Here is a 16,629-nt window from a genome sequence, read left to right as displayed (position 1 = left end):
GTTAATCCGTATGTCACTGGTTCGAGTCCAGTCAGAGGAGCCAAATTTAAAAAGCCTGCTTTTAAAGCAGGCTTTTTGCTTTGCGGATGAGGGAAAATGAACGCTCTGTTTGTCTACGGCACGCTGCGCCCGGGCCACTCAAATGCGCATATTCTGGAAAACATCGGCGGCGAATGGCTGCCCGGCTTTGTATCCGGCACGTTTTACGAACGCGGCTGGGGCGCTGCAGCTGATTTCCCGGGGATCGTGCTCCACCCGGATGGCCCCCGCGTTGAAGGCTATCTGTTTATCTCTGATAACCTTGCCGCACACTGGCCAATGCTGGATGAATTTGAAGACGGCTACGATCGGGTTGAGGTGACGGTGACGACCCATGAAGGTAAACGGGTAAATGCCTGGATTTATCAGCTTCAGCCGCGTTCTGAATTATAAAAAAAGGCTCTCTGTCACCAGAGAGCCTTTTTCACGATTCGCTGCGATTACTCGCTTTTTGCTTCGCCGTTTTTGATTTCGCCCATCACTTTCAGCTTCTTAGAGATGTCACGGCGCTCTTTGGACAGCTCAGCGTTTTTGATGATGTAGTCATCAACGCGGTCTTCATAGTCGCTCTTCATGCTGGCGATGATGCCCTGAATAGCTTCAACGCTCATACCCGGCTTGATGTAGTCGCTCAGGTTGTCGAGCAGCAGAACACGTTTCTGGTTGTCACGGATCTTCTTCTCAACGTCCTGGATTTCACGCTGCAGCTTGTTTTTGCGGCGGAACAGGCGGACGAATTCCAGAACATCCTGGAACGAAGGCTTGGTAGTTTCCATTTTTACACCCCTGATAATGTGAGATTCGGATTCGTTAAAGCAACCGTTGTAACAATAACCTTACTGACAGCGGCTGCGAATGACAATGGCTATATCGTTTAAAGCTATCATAACCCCAATTGCTGCTGAATCGAAGCAGCAGGCGTCACATACGCCTTTTATTTGCGCAGCGCCCGGCAAATCAGGTGCGATAACAGCTCGAGCTGTCGCGCCAGCTCCATGCTCAGCCAGACATAACCGTGAATCGGCGTTTCTGCCACGTTATCGCTCTGACGCTCGTTGATCAGCAGCTTCAGCTCCGCCACGATTTCGTTGAGACGTTCGCTGTTCGCCAGGATCGGCTGCGGGTTGCCTTCGTAGAGCGCATGAGCGATGGTCAACAGCGTTTGCTGCGTCATCATCTGAGTCTCTTTGAGGGTCTGCGCGTTAAGCATCAACAGGTGGCTGGGGCGCGAGGCCCAGTGCGCATTGATTTGCAGCTCAAGCATGCACACCAGATTGCGGCTTACCGTCTGGATGGCTTCGAAAATCGCTTTCTGAATATGGGTTTCCTTGCTGGCGGGCGTGATCAGACCGCGCATTTTGACCACGTCGTTGAGGATAGTTTGCAGATGCTTTTCCAGCCGGGGACGTTCAACCAGGTTTGGAGAAAAACCGGCCTGATAGACGCGGTTAAATGCGGTCACATAGTTGGCCATCTGAATACGCCAGTGCAAGAAAGCGCGCTGCGGCCAGATACCGGTGAAGAGCATGGCCAGCAGTGAACCGAGGATAACATCCCCGCTTCGCCAGAGCGCGGTAGTCATATCCCCGGCAGGGGCGCCGACCACCACCGCGAGAGTAATACCAATCAGCAATGCCTGATATGGCTTTTTGCCCAGCGCCAGCCAGCCGCACAGGAACATGGCGGCACCACACCATGCCAGCATGATCGGAAACGAAATAAGCTCCAGCTTCAGGGCGATAAGCCCAAGTGCCGAGCCTGACACGGTCCCACCAATTCGCTCGAAGGCGCGTGGGACGACGTTTCCCCAAAACGAGATGGGCCCCATCACCACCACCAGGGTGATCAGCGGCCACGTCCCTTCCGGGATATCCAGCAAACGGACCAGTACAAACGTCAATACGAACGCCAGCGCAATGCGACACCCATGCACCACGCGGTAGTGTTTGTATAACCGAATTTCAAAAGGGGTTAATGATTTGTCGGGACGCACACCCGCTCTCCAGCTACACGGCAAATCACAATTGTACTGTGTTTTCAGCCGGGCGGATCGCTCCCGGCTGAAAAACCCTTCATTTAACAGGCTTAAACGGGTTTATGCTCCACCGCGATAAACATCTCAATATCCCAGTAGCCGTCTGCATTGCCGTCATTGAGATAGCGCTCGAAGCAGGGTTTGAGCGCCATCTGGTATTTATTGTCCTGCAACAGGGAATTGAAGAACTGATACCACGGCGTTGCGAAGTCGTAGTTTTCCACGCGGGCCGTTGCCACAGCATAGTCCCCGCCCGCGATTTCCGTCATCATGACGCCTTCACTGTTTTCCGGAATGATGAAATCGTCCGGCACCGTGACGGCCGTATCACAGCGCAATTTTTCTGCCGGGACCTCATCCGGGTTGTCGTAGTAGACCGCAACCCACTCCAGCGGCTGAATGTGACGCCCGTCCACCCACATCACCAGCTGTTCAAAGCCCTGTTTTACCGTATGTTCCCACGGCCCGACCAAATGAAAACCGGCAATCTTACGTTTTTGTTGCTGCTTAATGCTGTAGTCCATGCTGCCTCCATTTATTACTGTATATTTATACACTATAAAGCGGATTATGCGGGTTCAGCAAACGTGAAGTGTTTATTATGTGAGCAGACTCGCAACCCTGCCAGTCTGCTCAACGGCACTTAAAGCGCGTGATGCAGATAATCGCTCAGGCGGGAGAACATGCCGCCTTTATCAACGGCTTCCAGCGTCACCAGCGGCCAGTGCGCCACCACTTTGTCGCGATCATAGAGCTGGATCTCCCCGACCCGCTGATGCGCGGCAATCGGTGCTTCCAGCTCTTTTTTGTCCAGCACGTACTTAGCTTTGATGTTTGGCACTTCCGCTTTCGGCAGGGCCAGCCAGAAGTCCTGGTCGGTGCCCAGTTTCACCTGTTCTTTATCGCCGTACCAGATTCGCTCTGTCCCCACCTTTTTACCGTTATGCAGGATCTGGACGGTATCGAAATTCTGCTGCCCCCAGTGCAGGAGTTTCCGGGCCTGGTCCTCACGCCCTTTCGGGCTGTCCGCGCCCATTACCACGGCAATCAAACGACGCTGACCGTCAACGGCAGACGCAATCAGGTTAAAGCCCGCCCCCGAGGTGTGCCCCGTTTTCAGCCCGTCCACGTTCATGGTTTTATCCCACAGCAGACCGTTGCGGTTTTGCTGGGTGATCCCGTTCCAGGTAAGGCTCTTTTCGCTGTACATATGGTAAAACTCAGGCTCGCCGTGGATGATGGCCCGGGAGAGGACGGCCAAATCGTAGGCCGAACTGTGCTGGCCCGGCGCGTCCAGCCCGTGGACGGTTTCAAAGTGCGTATCACGCAGGTTCAGCTTTTGCACATAGTCATTCATCATCTTCACAAACTGCGGCTGACCGCCCGCCACGTGATCGGCCAGCGCCACGCAGGCGTCGTTACCGGAATCGACAATCAGACCGCGGCTCAAATCGCGTACGGAGACACGATCGCCCTCTTTCAGGAACATGAGCGACGATCCGTCAAAAACCGGGTTCCCTTTGGCCCACGCATCACGCCCAACGGTGACAATGTCGTCCGGCGAGATACGATGGCTGTCAATGGCCCGATCCACCACATAGCCCGTCATCAGCTTGGTCAGGCTCGCCGGATTACGTTGTTGATGTTCGTTGCCCGCCGTTAAGATCTGACCAGTCGTGTAATCCATCAGCACCCAGGAGCCCGCCTGAATGGCCGGAGGCTGCGGCGAAAAATCCAGTGGTTCGGCCGCAAAGGCAGATGAGACACTCGAAGCGAGTAAAGAAACAGCAATAAACAGACGGCGTTTCAACGGTATATCCTCAGGTCATTAAAAATCGATGACCTTTTTACGGGAGTTCCGCTGTCGTTACCTGGCTTAATTGCAAAAAAATGTGACAGCACGCATATTTTTCTCTGAAGACGACGCGCAAATTTGCAACACGGCGGCGCTTTTTATTCGGTCTGACCCGCACGATCGTTTACCATAGCGACGTCAATTTTTAACAGGATGGTATTACTGGTGTCTGACTCTGCCGCACGCCCGACTTTTTTATTCCACGACTATGAAACCTTTGGCACACACCCGGCGCTGGACCGACCGGCGCAGTTTGCCGCCATCCGCACCGACGACGAATTCAACATCATTGGCGAGCCTGAGGTTTTTTACTGCAAACCCGCGGATGACTATCTGCCTCAGCCCGGCGCGGTGATGGTCACCGGGATCACCCCTCAGGAAGCGCGGGAGAAAGGCGTTAACGAGGCAGAGTTCGCCCGCCGCATCCACGATCTGTTTACCGTTCCCCATACCTGCGTGGTGGGTTACAACAACATCCGTTTCGATGATGAAGTGACGCGCAACATCTTCTATCGTAACTTCTACGATCCCTATGCCTGGAGCTGGCAGAACCGCAATTCGCGCTGGGATTTGCTCGACATCATGCGCGCCTGTTATGCCCTGCGTCCTGAAGGCATCAACTGGCCAGAAAATGAAGAAGGACTCCCCAGCTTCCGGCTGGAGCACCTGACGCGCGCCAACGGCATTGAGCACAGCAATGCCCACGACGCGATGGCCGACGTCTATGCCACCATAGCCATGGCGAAACTGGTGAAAACTGCACAGCCCCGGCTGTTTGAGTATCTGCTGAGCCATCGCAGCAAGCAGAAGCTCATGACCCTTATCGACGTACCACAGATGAAACCCCTGGTGCATATTTCCGGCATGTTTGGTGCCTGGCGCGGCAATACCAGCTGGGTTGCCCCACTGGCGTGGCATCCGGACAACCGTAATGCGGTCATCATGGTGGATTTAGCCGGTGATATTTCACCGCTGCTGGAGCTCGACAGCGATACCCTGCGCGAACGGCTGTACACGCCGAAAAATGAGCTCGGCGATCTGCCTGCGGTACCGGTCAAACTGGTGCATATCAACAAATGCCCGGTCCTGGCGCAGGCGAATACGCTGCGCCCGGAAGATGCGGACAGGCTGGGCATTAACCGCCAGCACTGCCTCGATAACCTGAAAGTGCTGCGTGAAAATCCGCAGGTGCGGGAGAAAGTGGTGGCCATTTTTGCCGAAGCCGAGCCGTTTGTGCCGTCTGAAAACGTGGATGCTCAGCTGTACAATGGGTTCTTCAGCGATGCCGATCGCGCGGCCATGAACATCGTTCTGCAAACCGAGCCGCGTAACTTACCGGCGCTGGATATCACTTTCGCCGATAAACGCATCGAAAAATTGATGTTTAATTACCGGGCGCGTAACTTCCCCGGCACGCTGGATGAAGCGGAACAGGAACGCTGGCTGCAGCATCGTCGCAACGTGTTTACGCCAGAGTATCTGCACAGCTATGCACAGGAGCTGGAGATGCTTTACGGCCAGTATGAAGGGAATGCTGAAAAACAGGCACTGTTGAAATCTCTGTTCCAGTACGCGCAAGAGATAGTTTGATCGATGGGTATAAAAAAAGCCGGAGGCGATGTCTCCGGCTTTTTTTGCCCGTTGGCGCTGCGCTTACGCGGGCCTACGGGTTTTGTAGGTCGGGTAAGGCGTAGCCGCCACCCGACACAGTATTACGCGACGTCTTCGTACTGCGGAACCGGGTTACGGAAGCTCTTCGTGACGCAGGCCAGATAAACCAGGCCGATACCCGCCCAGATCAGGCCAAGCACCATTGAGCTCTCTTCCAGGTTAACCCACAGCGCACCTACGGTCAGCGCACCACACATCGGCAGGAACAGATACTGGAAGTGATCTTTCAGCGATTTGTTACGCTTTTCACGGATCCAGAACTGAGAGATAACCGACAGGTTAACAAAGGTGAACGCCACCAGCGCACCGAAGTTAATCAGCGCCGTTGCCATCACCAGGTCAAAGTTGATTGCCAGAAGCGCAATAGCACCCACCAGGATGATGTTCATCGCCGGGGTACGCCAGGTTGGGTGAACGTAGCCGAAGAAGCTTTTCGGGAATACGCCATCACGACCCATAACGTACATCAGACGCGCAACGCCTGCATGAGCGGCCATACCGGACGCCAGTACAGTGATGGTGGAGAAGATCAGCGCGCCAACCTGGAACGCTTTACCCGCCACATAGAGCATAATTTCCGGCTGAGACGCATCCGGATCCTTGAAGCGGGAGATATCCGGGAAGTACAGCTGCAGGAAATAGGTCGAGAAGATAAAGATCAGACCACCAATCAGCGCCGTCAGGAAGATAGCACGCGGGATCACGCGCTCTGCATCTTTGGTTTCCTCAGACAGGTTGCTGATCCCGTCAAAACCGGTAAAGGAGAAGCAGAGAATGGTCGCCCCGGTAATCATCGGGATCACATGCGCATCACCAGACCAGAACGGCTTGCTGCTCGCCAGCGTACCCGCGCCTTCGCCGTGGAACACACCGTAGATCACCATGCCAAGAATAACGGCAATCAGCACAACCTGAAGCACAACGATAACGGAGTTAAAGTTGGCGACAGACTTAATGCTGCGCAGGTTAAAGGCGGTCATAAAGGCCACCAGCGCCACGACGAACATCCAGGATGGAATCGACGGCACCAGCGCTTCAAAATAGATTTTTGCCAGCAGAATGTTGATCATCGGCGCGAACAGATAGTCGAGCAGCGAAGACCAGCCCACCATAAAGCCCACTGTCGGGCTGATGGATTTCTGGGCATAGGTGTAGGCGGAACCCGCAGACGGATAGCGACGCACCAGTTTACCGTAGCTCAGCGCGGTAAAGAGGATCGCCACCAGCGCGAAGGCGTAAGCCGTCGGCACATGACCGTCAGTGAGGCCTGATACGATACCGAATGTATCAAACAGCGTCATTGGTTGCATATAGGCCAGACCCATCATGACAACCGGAATCAACGTAAGCGTTTTACGTAATTCCACGCGAGAGGTGTTTGGAGTTGCGTTATGCGACATAGTTATTCTCCTTTACGGTGATAACCGCCACGTAAGCGAAAAATTGCCCCATTTCTTTCTTCCTCAGCGACAACAACTGTCGGATTTTAGTAAATATCTATCCGGTACGAAGCCCGGCCTCTTGGTTTTTAGTTTCGTTTCGTACATGCAAAAAAAAATAACCGACGCCTTTTATATCGTCGATTATTCATTTGGTTGCAGCGGCGGCATTTTGCCCCACATCGGATACAAAAGGCAATACTTTGCAACGCAGCGGGGAATTTTCTTTTTGCTAACTGGCTGATTTCTCGACACTGCCCTGAGCATAAACAGCAGCGATAGCACTATTTGCTAAAATTTCGTCCCGCCACCAGGCACTGGCCAGCCCGGCGGTCTGTTCATTCCAGCCCACCCACACCGATTCGTTGCTGTTTTGAGCAAGTACCTGTTTTTCAACAAGCGCACCGCTATCGATAAAGCGCTGCGCCAGATAGCGGGGTAAATAGCCGCAACCCAGACCGCTTATCTGCAGCTCCAGCTTGGTTTTAAAGTCAAAAACGGTAATCGCTTCCTGTTCATCAAGCAGTTGCGATGAAACCGCACATTCCGGACGCGAACTGTCCCCAACCACTATTGCGCGGTAACCCTTAATCACACGCCGGTTTATAGGTTCAGGCTCCTGCGCCAGCGGATGATGTGGCGCCACGGCGAAGACCTGCTCCAGCACGCCCAGGCGGGCAAAACCAAAATCACTCAACTGGGGAGGCTCATGGAGTGCGCCAACAAAAATGTCCGCCCTGCCCTGGGTTAAGGCATCCCAGGATCCGCCCAGCACGCCATTGATGAAAATAAGCCGGGTCACGCTGTGGTGTTGGTAGAAGGCCTCAATCAGCGGCGTCAGAAGAGAAAAGGGAAAGGTGTCATCCACGCCAATCACCAGCTCGTTTTCCCACCCCTGGTGAAGCTTAATGGCCTGTTTTTCCAGTTCACGCACGGTATGGAGGACTTCACGTCCTTTTTCCAGCAGCATTTGTCCGGTACGGGTGAACCGCGCACGATGCCCGGAGCGATCGAGGATCTGAATATTGAGATCGCTTTCCAGCTTTTGAACGGTGTAGCTCAGCGCGGAAGGGGTTTTGAAGAGCTTTGCCGACGCAGCCGCAAAGCTCCCCTCTTTTTCCAGTGCATCCAGAATAATTAGAACATCCAGCAGCGGTTTCATGCTCGCCCCCCTTCTGGTGTGCGATCGTCTCCGCTGCGGGACTTATTCCATGGGCATCACCAGCGGATCGGGATACTGATACTCAAACCCCAGCTCATGACAAATGCGATTGCCATCAACAACTTTGCCTTTACCACCATCCTTTGCTTCCCCAAAAACCGGCGGAGCCAGCCCCAGTTGACGTGCCATCAGCGGGTAAAACGTGCTGCGCGTCGGATGAGACGGTGCACATATATTATAGATGTGTCCACCTTTTGGAGCCTGTAAGAGCAGTTCAATCGCGGCAATAACATCGTCTAAATGCACCAGATTGACGACATGCTGACCGTCTGGCGCAGACTTACCGGCAAAAAAACGTCCCGGATGGCGCCCGGGTCCAACCAGTCCCGCCAAGCGCACAATATCAACCTGCGTACCGGGCAGATTATGCAGCCAGTCTTCCAGCTCTTTCAGAACCTGCCCGCTCGGAGTAACGGGACGGCGCTCGGAAGTCTCTTTTACGACGCCTTCCACCTCGCCATAGACAGAGGTCGAACTGGTAAAAATAATGCGGGGAACATGGTGCGCCAGCGCGCTGTCGACAATCTCCTGCATCGCCTGCAGATAAAATGACTCACCCGGCCCGCTACGCCGGGCGGGTAAGGTGATGACCAGCGCATCGACGTTCATCAGCGTGTCCAGATCGTCAGCATCACATATCAGCTCCGGCTCAAGACGCAACTCAACGCCATCAATACCGCACATGCGCGCTGCCTCGACCCCATCCGCTGTGGTTTTGCTTCCGGTCACCTGCCAGCCTTTTGCGGCTAATGACATCGCCAGCGGCATTCCCAGCCACCCTAAACCGACAATCGCGACCTTTTTCATGCGAATTCTCCTGACTCTCACTCGTCTTTCATAAGGCTACGCCAGCCCGGCAGAACACACAATTCATAGCATCAATATGAAATGAATTAATGATCAAAAAAAGCCCTTGCAATATGTCGCACAACTGGTTTAGGTTAAAAGACATCAAATGAATAAGCATTCATCGAGAATTTATATGACACGCGTTCAATTTAAACACCACCATCATCACCATCATCCTGACTAGTCTTTCAGGCGATGTGTGCTGGAAGACGTTTGGATCTTCCAGTGGTGCATGAACGCATGAGAAAGCCCCCGGAAGATCTTCTTCCGGGGGCTTTTTTTTGGACCGAATTCAGACAGGTTAAAACAGGTTAACGAGGAATAAAGAATGTTAGATAACTCACGCTTACGCATAGCTATTCAAAAATCAGGCCGTTTAAGTGACGATTCACGCGAACTGCTGGCCCGCTGCGGGATTAAAATCAACCTGCACACCCAGCGCCTGATTGCTCTGGCTGAAAACATGCCCATCGACATTCTGCGCGTGCGTGATGACGATATTCCCGGCCTGGTCATGGATGGCGTCGTTGATCTTGGCATCATCGGTGAAAACGTGCTGGAAGAAGAGCTGCTGACCCGCCGTGCGCAGGGTGAAGATCCGCGTTACTTCACCCTGCGTCGTCTGGATTTCGGCGGTTGCCGCCTTTCGCTGGCGACGCCGGTTGATGAAGCCTGGGACGGCCCGGCCGCGCTGAACGGTAAACGTATCGCCACCTCCTACCCTCACCTGTTAAAGCGTTACCTGGACCAGAAAGGCGTGCAGTTTAAATCCTGTCTGCTGAACGGCTCAGTTGAAGTGGCCCCGCGCGCGGGTCTGGCGGACGCCATCTGTGACCTGGTCTCCACCGGCGCGACGCTGGAAGCGAACGGCCTGCGCGAAGTGGAAGTGATCTACCGCTCCAAAGCGTGCCTGATCCAGCGTGACGGCGAGATGGCCGATGCCAAGCAACAGCTGATCGACAAACTCCTGACCCGTATTCAGGGCGTGATTCAGGCGCGTGAATCCAAATACATCATGATGCACGCTCCGACCGAGCGTCTGGATGAGGTGATTGCCCTGCTGCCAGGCGCTGAGCGCCCGACCATCCTGCCGCTGGCGGGCGATCAGCAGCGCGTGGCGATGCACATGGTAAGTAGCGAAACCCTGTTCTGGGAAACCATGGAAAAACTGAAGGCGCTGGGGGCAAGCTCCATCCTGGTGCTGCCAATTGAGAAGATGATGGAGTAATTGCCATGAGCTTTAACACAATCATCGACTGGAATACCTGTAGCGACGCGCAACAGCGCGAGCTGCTGATGCGCCCGGCGATTTCCGCTTCCGAAAGCATCTCACGCACCGTGGCGGAGATCCTGGATAACGTCAAAGCCCGTGGCGATGACGCGCTGCGTGAATACAGCGCAAAATTTGATAAGACAGACGTCGGCGCATTAAGAGTGACCGAACAGGAAATCCTGGATGCCAGCAATCGTCTGGGGGATGACATAAAGCAGGCGATGGCCGTCGCGGTGAAAAACATCGATACCTTCCACACCGCGCAGAAGCTGCAGACCGTGGATGTCGAAACCCTGCCCGGCGTGCGTTGTCAGCAGGTAACCCGTCCGGTCGCGTCAGTGGGGCTCTATATTCCCGGCGGTTCGGCTCCCCTGTTCTCCACCGTCCTGATGCTGGCCACCCCGGCGCGCATCGCCGGTTGCCAGAAAGTGGTGCTCTGCTCCCCACCGCCCATTGCCGATGAAATTCTCTACGCGGCAAAACTGTGTGGTGTGCAGGCGGTGTATAAAGTGGGCGGCGCGCAGGCGATCTCTGCCCTGGCGTTTGGCACCGAATCCATTCCGAAGGTCGACAAAATTTTTGGCCCGGGTAATGCCTTCGTGACCGAAGCCAAGCGCCAGGTCAGCCAGCGTCTGGACGGCGCGGCCATTGACATGCCTGCCGGCCCGTCTGAAGTACTGGTGATTGCTGACAGCGGCGCAACGCCAGATTTCGTGGCGTCTGACCTGCTTTCCCAGGCGGAACACGGCCCGGACTCTCAGGTGATCCTCCTGACTCCGGATGCCGATATGGCCACGCGCGTTGGCGAAGCCGTCGAGCGCCAGCTTGCCGACCTGCCCCGCGCCGACACGGCACGCCAGGCGTTAGCGGCCAGCCGCCTGATTGTGGCGCGCGATCTGGCGCAGTGCATTGCCATCTCCAACCAGTACGGCCCGGAGCACCTGATTATTCAGACCCGTAACGCGCGCGAGCTGGTCGACAGCATCACCAGCGCAGGATCGGTGTTCCTCGGCGACTGGTCACCGGAATCCGCGGGCGATTACGCCTCCGGCACCAACCACGTTCTGCCGACGTATGGCTATACCTCAACCTGTTCCAGCCTGGGCCTGGCAGATTTCCAGAAACGCATGACCGTGCAGGAACTCTCCCGCGAAGGGTTTGCCTCACTGGCATCCACCATTGAGACGCTGGCCGCCGCCGAGCGCCTGACCGCTCACAAAAATGCCGTTACGCTGCGCGTTGCAGCCCTGAAGGAGCAAGCATGAACATTGAAGAATTAGCCCGCGAAAATGTCCGTCGCCTGACGCCTTACCAGTCTGCACGCCGTCTGGGGGGCAAAGGGGATGTCTGGCTGAACGCCAACGAATTCCCGACCGCGGTGCAGTTTGAGCTGTCGCAGCAGACGCTGAACCGTTATCCGGAGTGTCAGCCAAAAGCGGTGATTGAGAACTACGCGCAGTACGCTGGGGTGAAGCCAGAGCAGGTGCTGGTCAGCCGCGGAGCCGACGAGGGTATTGAACTGCTGATCCGCGCGTTCTGCGAGCCGGGTAAAGATGCCGTGATGTACTGCCAGCCGACCTACGGCATGTACAGTGTCAGCGCAGAAACCTTCGGCGTGGCGTGCCGTAACGTGCTCTCTCTGGAGAACTGGCAGCTGGATCTGCAGGGCATTGCCAACAATCTCGACGGCGTAAAAGTGGTGTTTGTCTGCAGCCCAAACAACCCGACCGGGCAGATTATTAACCCGCAGGATATCCGTACCCTGCTGGAGATGACCCGCGGTAAAGCTCTGGTGGTTGCTGACGAAGCCTACATCGAGTTCTGCCCGCAGGCGTCGCTGGCAGGCTGGCTGGAAGAGTATCCACACCTGGTGGTACTGCGTACGCTGTCGAAAGCCTTCGCCCTCGCGGGTCTGCGCTGCGGATTCACCCTGGCGAATAAAGAGGTCATCGACCTGCTGCTGAAAGTGATCGCCCCGTACCCGCTCTCCACGCCGGTTGCCGACATTGCGGCCCAGGCGCTGACCCCGCAGGGGATCAACGCGATGCGCGAACGTGTGGCGCAGATCCTGGAGGAGCGTCAGTATCTGGTAACCGCCCTGAAAGAGATTCCTTGCGTGGAGCAGGTCTTCGACTCGGAAACCAACTACATCCTGGTGCGCTTCACCGCTTCCAGCGCCGTATTTAAATCTTTATGGGATCAGGGCATTATCTTACGAGACCAGAATAAACAACCTTCCCTGAGCGGTTGCCTGCGCATTACCGTAGGCACTCGCGCAGAGAGCCAGCGCGTGATTGACGCCCTGAAAGCGGAGAAAGTATGACCCAGAAGATCCTTTTTATCGATCGTGACGGCACCCTTATTTCGGAGCCACCAGCCGATTTTCAGGTCGATCGTTTCGACAAGCTGGCTTTTGAACCCGACGTGATCCCGGTGCTGCTGAAGCTGCAAAAAGCAGGCTTTAAGCTGGTGATGATCACCAACCAGGACGGTCTGGGTACCGACAGCTTCCCGCAGGCGGATTTTGACGGCCCGCATAATCTGATGATGCAGGTGCTCACCTCTCAGGGCGTGGTCTTTGATGAGGTGCTGATTTGCCCGCACATGCCAGCCGATGAGTGCGACTGCCGTAAGCCAAAAGTGAAGCTGGTAGAACGCTATCTGGCGGAAGATGTGCTGGATAAAACCAACAGCTATGTCATCGGCGATCGCATCACCGATATCACGCTGGCGGAAAACATGGGCATCACGGGGCTGCGTTATGACCGCAACAACCTTAACTGGGCGATGATTGGCGAGCAGCTGACCAAACGTGACCGCTATTCCCACGTTGAGCGCAACACCAAAGAGACGCAGATTGACGTGAAGGTCTGGCTGGACCGTGAAGGCGGCAGCAAGATCCACACCGGCGTCGGTTTCTTCGACCACATGCTGGACCAGATTGCCACCCACGGCGGTTTCCGCATGGAGATCACGGTCAAAGGCGACCTGTACATTGACGATCACCACACCGTGGAAGATACCGGCCTGGCGCTGGGTGAAGCGCTGAAGCTGGCGCTCGGCGATAAGCGCGGTATTAACCGTTTTGGCTTCGTTTTGCCGATGGACGAATGCCTGGCACGCTGCGCCATGGATATCTCCGGACGTCCGCACCTGGAATATAAAGCAGACTTCAACTACCAGCGCGTGGGCGATCTGAGCACCGAAATGGTGGAGCACTTCTTCCGCTCACTGTCCTACACCATGGGCCTGACGCTGCACCTGAAGACCAAGGGCAAGAACGACCACCACCGCGTAGAGAGTCTCTTCAAGGCCTTCGGCCGTACCCTTCGCCAGGCGATCCGCGTGGAAGGTGACGCCCTGCCTTCATCGAAAGGAGTGCTGTAATGAATGTGGTGATTCTGGATACCGGATGCGCCAACCTGAACTCCGTAAAGTCGGCCATCACCCGCCACGGCTACGAGCCGGTGGTGAGCCGTGACCCGGACGTGGTGCTGCGCGCCGATAAGTTATTCCTGCCGGGGGTTGGCACCGCGCAGGCGGCAATGGACCAGATCCACGCGCGCGAGCTGGTCGATCTGATCAAAGCCTGTACTCAGCCGGTGCTGGGGATTTGCTTAGGCATGCAGCTTCTGGGACGTCGCAGCGAAGAGAGTAACGGCGTTGACCTGCTGGGCATTATCGACGAAGACGTGCCGAAAATGGCCGACCACGGCCTGCCTCTGCCGCACATGGGCTGGAACCGCGTCTACGCCAAAGCGGGCGACCGCCTGTTCCGCGGCATTGAAGACGGGGCATATTTCTACTTCGTGCACAGCTACGCCATGCCGGTGAACGCGAATACGATCGCCCAGTGCAACTACGGCGAGGCGTTCACTGCGGCCGTGCAGAAAGACAATTTCTTCGGCGTACAGTTTCACCCGGAGCGCTCTGGCGCAGCGGGCGCGCAGCTGCTGAAAAATTTCCTGGAGATGTGATGATTATTCCCGCTTTAGATTTAATTGACGGCACGGTTGTCCGTCTCCATCAGGGTGATTATGGTCAGCAGCGTGACTACGGGAACGACCCGCTGCCGCGCCTGCAGGAGTATGCCGCCCAGGGTGCGCAGGTCCTGCATCTTGTGGATTTGACCGGCGCGAAAGATCCGGCGAAACGCCAGATCCCCCTGCTGAAAAATCTGGTTGCCGGTGTTGATGTGCCCGTCCAGGTTGGCGGCGGCGTGCGTACGGAAGACGACGTCACGGCACTGCTGGAGGCGGGCGTGGCGCGCGTGGTGGTCGGTTCAACCGCGGTGAAAGAGCCTGAGACCGTAAAAGGCTGGTTCCGTCGTTTTGGTGCCGACGCGCTGGTACTGGCGCTGGACGTGCGCATTGATGCACAGGGTAATAAACAAGTGGCGGTCAGCGGCTGGCAGGAAAACTCCGGCGTGACGCTGGAAGCGCTGGTCGAGATGTATCTGCCCGTTGGCCTGAAGCACGTGCTGTGCACGGATATCTCCCGCGACGGCACGCTGGCAGGTTCCAACGTTTCGTTATATGAGGAAGTCTGCGCCCGTTATCCGCAGGTGGCGTTCCAGTCATCTGGCGGCATCGGTGACTTAGCCGATATCGCCGCGCTGCGCGGGACCGGTGTGAAGGGCGTGATTGTTGGCCGGGCCCTGCTGGAAGGCAAATTTACTGTGACGGAGGCGATTCAATGCTGGCAAAACGGATAATCCCTTGCCTGGACGTGCGTGACGGCCAGGTGGTAAAAGGCGTGCAGTTCCGCAACCACGAGATCATCGGCGATATCGTCCCGCTGGCAAAACGCTATGCCGATGAAGGCGCAGATGAGCTGGTATTTTACGATATCACCGCCTCCAGCGATGGCCGCGTGGTGGACAAAAGCTGGGTCGCACGCGTGGCGGAAGTGATTGATATCCCCTTCTGCGTGGCGGGCGGGATTAAGTCCGCTGATGACGCCGCCAAAATTCTCTCGTTTGGTGCCGACAAGATCTCCATCAACTCTCCTGCCCTGGCCGACCCGGAGCTGATTACCCGTCTCGCCGATCGCTTCGGCGTGCAGTGTATTGTCGTGGGAATCGATACCTGGTATGACGCCGCTACGGGTAAATATCACGTCAACCAGTATACCGGCGATGAGAGCCGGACACGTGTGACGCAGTGGGAGACGCTCGACTGGGTGCAGGAAGTGCAGAGGCGCGGCGCGGGCGAAATCGTGTTGAACATGATGAACCAGGACGGTGTGCGTAACGGGTATGACCTTGAGCAGCTTAAAAAAGTCCGTGCGGTCTGCCACGTACCGCTGATTGCCTCCGGCGGCGCGGGCACCATGGAGCACTTCCTGGAAGCCTTCCGCGACGCGAACGTGGATGGCGCGCTGGCCGCCTCCGTGTTCCACAAGCAGATTATCAATATTGGTGAGTTAAAAACGTACCTGGCCGACCAGGGCGTGGAGATCAGGGTATGTTAACAGAGCAACAACAGGCACAGCTGGACTGGGAAAAAACCGACGGATTACTGCCGGTGGTTGTGCAGCATGCGGTTTCAGGCGAAGTGCTGATGCTGGGGTATATGAACCAGGACGCGCTGGCAAAAACCCTCGACAGCGGCAAAATGACCTTTTACTCCCGCACGAAACAGCGTCTGTGGACCAAGGGTGAAACCTCGGGCCATTTCCTGAATGTGGTCAGCATTACGCCTGACTGCGATAACGACACCCTGCTGGTACTGGCCAATCCGATTGGCCCGACCTGCCATAAAGGCACCAGCAGTTGCTTCGGTGAGGCAAGCCACCAGTGGTTGTTTCTGTATCAACTGGAACAGTTACTGGCTGAGCGTAAAACAGCGGATCCTGAGAGCTCCTATACCGCGAAGCTGTACGCCAGCGGCACCAAGCGTATTGCGCAAAAGGTGGGTGAAGAAGGCGTCGAAACCGCGCTGGCCGCCACGGTGCATGACCGCGAGGAGCTGACCAATGAAGCGTCGGATTTGATGTATCACCTGCTGGTGCTGCTGCAGGATCAGGAGCTGGATTTAACGGCGGTGATAGAAAATCTTCGTAAGCGGCATAAATAAATATTAATAATTTATAACAATTTGACGTCTAATAATTATGGCGTTGAGCCTGTTTATCAAACTTAGAGTTAAAAATTTTATGATAAACAGGCCATTATTAAAGTATAATATCAATATTAAATGGCAGATATTATCGCATCAATCCAGCGAGTCTTACTTAATAAAAAGA

General features: G+C 55.6%; 19 protein-coding genes and 1 other annotated feature. Of the genes, 11 read left to right on the top strand and 8 right to left on the bottom strand.

The window, feature by feature from the left end; translation table 11 throughout:
• Positions 1-96: 96 nt before the first annotated feature.
• Entirely contained in the window at positions 97-432 is a 336-nt protein-coding gene (locus tag LDK53_RS05395; RefSeq protein WP_225284843.1) for a gamma-glutamylcyclotransferase family protein, read from the top strand.
• A 47-nt stretch (positions 433-479) separates the two neighbouring features.
• Here LDK53_RS05395 and LDK53_RS05390 read toward each other — a convergent pair whose 3' ends face one another.
• The 4 genes from LDK53_RS05390 to dacD all read right to left on the bottom strand — a co-directional run bounded on the left by LDK53_RS05390 (position 480) and on the right by dacD (position 3,884).
• The gene (locus LDK53_RS05390; protein WP_008499467.1) at positions 480-815 is read right to left on the bottom strand and encodes a DUF496 family protein; all 336 of its coding nucleotides are present in this window, start codon (positions 813-815) and stop codon (positions 480-482) included.
• Positions 816-973: 158 nt separating this feature from the next.
• On the bottom strand, positions 974-2,032 hold the full coding sequence (locus LDK53_RS05385) for an FUSC family protein (RefSeq protein ID WP_225284842.1): 1,059 nt from the start codon (positions 2,030-2,032) through the stop codon (positions 974-976).
• A gap of 92 nt (positions 2,033-2,124) precedes the next feature.
• On the bottom strand, positions 2,125-2,598 hold the full coding sequence (gene sbmC, locus LDK53_RS05380) for a DNA gyrase inhibitor SbmC (protein WP_025759300.1): 474 nt from the start codon (positions 2,596-2,598) through the stop codon (positions 2,125-2,127).
• A gap of 119 nt (positions 2,599-2,717) precedes the next feature.
• Positions 2,718-3,884 (bottom strand): serine-type D-Ala-D-Ala carboxypeptidase DacD, encoded by a 1,167-nt coding sequence (gene dacD, locus LDK53_RS05375; RefSeq protein WP_025759302.1) that lies wholly within the window; start codon positions 3,882-3,884, stop codon positions 2,718-2,720.
• Between the two features lie 198 nt (positions 3,885-4,082).
• On the opposite strand from dacD, the gene sbcB reads away from it, so the two are divergent.
• Positions 4,083-5,519: an exodeoxyribonuclease I gene (gene sbcB, locus LDK53_RS05370; RefSeq protein ID WP_411800771.1), complete on the top strand. Its 1,437-nt coding sequence runs from the start codon at positions 4,083-4,085 to the stop codon at positions 5,517-5,519.
• Between the two features lie 122 nt (positions 5,520-5,641).
• On the opposite strand, the gene plaP is transcribed toward sbcB, so the two are convergent.
• The 4 genes from plaP to LDK53_RS05350 all read right to left on the bottom strand — a co-directional run bounded on the left by plaP (position 5,642) and on the right by LDK53_RS05350 (position 9,068).
• On the bottom strand, positions 5,642-7,000 hold the full coding sequence (gene plaP / locus LDK53_RS05365; protein ID WP_225284837.1) for a putrescine/proton symporter PlaP: 1,359 nt from the start codon (positions 6,998-7,000) through the stop codon (positions 5,642-5,644).
• Positions 6,990-7,052, bottom strand: a complete 63-nt coding sequence (gene yoeI / locus LDK53_RS05360; protein ID WP_099458931.1) for a membrane protein YoeI — start codon at positions 7,050-7,052, stop codon at positions 6,990-6,992. Before yoeI ends, plaP begins: the two co-directional genes overlap by 11 nt.
• Positions 7,053-7,271: 219 nt before the next feature.
• A complete protein-coding gene (locus LDK53_RS05355; RefSeq protein WP_047959030.1) occupies positions 7,272-8,201 on the bottom strand; it encodes a LysR substrate-binding domain-containing protein in 930 nt (309 codons plus the stop codon).
• A gap of 42 nt (positions 8,202-8,243) precedes the next feature.
• Positions 8,244-9,068 carry an SDR family oxidoreductase gene (locus tag LDK53_RS05350; RefSeq protein ID WP_225284836.1) on the bottom strand — a complete coding sequence of 275 codons (825 nt, stop codon included), beginning with the start codon at positions 9,066-9,068 and terminating at the stop codon, positions 8,244-8,246.
• 175 nt (positions 9,069-9,243) lie between these two features.
• Between LDK53_RS05350 and hisL the strand changes: the two genes are divergently transcribed.
• From hisL to hisIE, 9 genes are all read left to right on the top strand, one after another.
• Complete coding sequence (hisL, locus tag LDK53_RS05345; protein ID WP_001364200.1) at positions 9,244-9,294, top strand: his operon leader peptide; 51 nt, start codon at positions 9,244-9,246, stop codon at positions 9,292-9,294.
• Positions 9,270-9,393 (top strand) — a sequence feature (His leader region). (Overlaps the previous gene by 25 nt.)
• Positions 9,394-9,438: 45 nt before the next feature.
• Complete coding sequence (gene hisG / locus LDK53_RS05340; protein WP_000886595.1) at positions 9,439-10,338, top strand: ATP phosphoribosyltransferase; 900 nt, start codon at positions 9,439-9,441, stop codon at positions 10,336-10,338.
• Positions 10,339-10,343: 5 nt separating this feature from the next.
• Positions 10,344-11,648 carry a histidinol dehydrogenase gene (gene hisD / locus LDK53_RS05335; protein WP_025759308.1) on the top strand — a complete coding sequence of 435 codons (1,305 nt, stop codon included), beginning with the start codon at positions 10,344-10,346 and terminating at the stop codon, positions 11,646-11,648.
• Positions 11,645-12,706: a histidinol-phosphate transaminase gene (hisC, locus tag LDK53_RS05330; RefSeq protein ID WP_225284835.1), complete on the top strand. Its 1,062-nt coding sequence runs from the start codon at positions 11,645-11,647 to the stop codon at positions 12,704-12,706. Before hisD ends, hisC begins: the two co-directional genes overlap by 4 nt.
• Positions 12,703-13,770 (top strand): bifunctional histidinol-phosphatase/imidazoleglycerol-phosphate dehydratase HisB, encoded by a 1,068-nt coding sequence (hisB, locus tag LDK53_RS05325; RefSeq protein ID WP_095441721.1) that lies wholly within the window; start codon positions 12,703-12,705, stop codon positions 13,768-13,770. Before hisC ends, hisB begins: the two co-directional genes overlap by 4 nt.
• The gene (hisH, locus tag LDK53_RS05320; protein WP_025759313.1) at positions 13,770-14,360 is read left to right on the top strand and encodes an imidazole glycerol phosphate synthase subunit HisH; all 591 of its coding nucleotides are present in this window, start codon (positions 13,770-13,772) and stop codon (positions 14,358-14,360) included. The genes hisB and hisH overlap by 1 nt, the downstream gene beginning before the upstream one ends.
• Positions 14,360-15,097, top strand: coding sequence for a 1-(5-phosphoribosyl)-5-[(5-phosphoribosylamino)methylideneamino]imidazole-4-carboxamide isomerase (gene hisA / locus LDK53_RS05315; RefSeq protein ID WP_225284832.1), 738 nt, complete (start codon positions 14,360-14,362; stop codon positions 15,095-15,097). Before hisH ends, hisA begins: the two co-directional genes overlap by 1 nt.
• Positions 15,079-15,855, top strand: a complete 777-nt coding sequence (gene hisF / locus LDK53_RS05310; protein WP_225284830.1) for an imidazole glycerol phosphate synthase subunit HisF — start codon at positions 15,079-15,081, stop codon at positions 15,853-15,855. The genes hisA and hisF overlap by 19 nt, the downstream gene beginning before the upstream one ends.
• Positions 15,849-16,460, top strand: a complete 612-nt coding sequence (gene hisIE, locus LDK53_RS05305; RefSeq protein ID WP_225284826.1) for a bifunctional phosphoribosyl-AMP cyclohydrolase/phosphoribosyl-ATP diphosphatase HisIE — start codon at positions 15,849-15,851, stop codon at positions 16,458-16,460. The genes hisF and hisIE overlap by 7 nt, the downstream gene beginning before the upstream one ends.
• Positions 16,461-16,629 lie beyond the last annotated feature (169 nt).

Origin of the sequence: Enterobacter sp. K16B (assembly GCF_020216105.1) — a bacterium.
Classification (GTDB): Bacteria; Pseudomonadota; Gammaproteobacteria; order Enterobacterales; family Enterobacteriaceae; genus Enterobacter; species Enterobacter sichuanensis.
This window is presented reverse-complemented; position numbering and strand designations above follow the sequence as displayed.

Excerpts from the sequence above, each read along its gene's own strand:
- hisC (WP_225284835.1), top strand. The coding sequence starts at position 11,645 with ATGAACATTGAAGAATTAGCCCGCGAAAATGTCCGTCGCCTGACGCCT.
- hisF (WP_225284830.1), top strand. The coding sequence starts at position 15,079 with ATGCTGGCAAAACGGATAATCCCTTGCCTGGACGTGCGTGACGGCCAG.
- plaP (WP_225284837.1), bottom strand. The coding sequence starts at position 7,000 with ATGTCGCATAACGCAACTCCAAACACCTCTCGCGTGGAATTACGTAAA.
- sbmC (WP_025759300.1), bottom strand. The coding sequence starts at position 2,598 with ATGGACTACAGCATTAAGCAGCAACAAAAACGTAAGATTGCCGGTTTT.
- LDK53_RS05355 (WP_047959030.1), bottom strand. The coding sequence starts at position 8,201 with ATGAAACCGCTGCTGGATGTTCTAATTATTCTGGATGCACTGGAAAAA.
- LDK53_RS05350 (WP_225284836.1), bottom strand. The coding sequence starts at position 9,068 with ATGAAAAAGGTCGCGATTGTCGGTTTAGGGTGGCTGGGAATGCCGCTG.
- hisD (WP_025759308.1), top strand. The coding sequence starts at position 10,344 with ATGAGCTTTAACACAATCATCGACTGGAATACCTGTAGCGACGCGCAA.
- LDK53_RS05390 (WP_008499467.1), bottom strand. The coding sequence starts at position 815 with ATGGAAACTACCAAGCCTTCGTTCCAGGATGTTCTGGAATTCGTCCGC.
- sbcB (WP_411800771.1), top strand. The coding sequence starts at position 4,083 with ATGGTATTACTGGTGTCTGACTCTGCCGCACGCCCGACTTTTTTATTC.
- hisIE (WP_225284826.1), top strand. The coding sequence starts at position 15,849 with ATGTTAACAGAGCAACAACAGGCACAGCTGGACTGGGAAAAAACCGAC.
- hisG (WP_000886595.1), top strand. The coding sequence starts at position 9,439 with ATGTTAGATAACTCACGCTTACGCATAGCTATTCAAAAATCAGGCCGT.
- hisH (WP_025759313.1), top strand. The coding sequence starts at position 13,770 with ATGAATGTGGTGATTCTGGATACCGGATGCGCCAACCTGAACTCCGTA.
- LDK53_RS05395 (WP_225284843.1), top strand. The coding sequence starts at position 97 with ATGAACGCTCTGTTTGTCTACGGCACGCTGCGCCCGGGCCACTCAAAT.
- hisB (WP_095441721.1), top strand. The coding sequence starts at position 12,703 with ATGACCCAGAAGATCCTTTTTATCGATCGTGACGGCACCCTTATTTCG.
- hisA (WP_225284832.1), top strand. The coding sequence starts at position 14,360 with ATGATTATTCCCGCTTTAGATTTAATTGACGGCACGGTTGTCCGTCTC.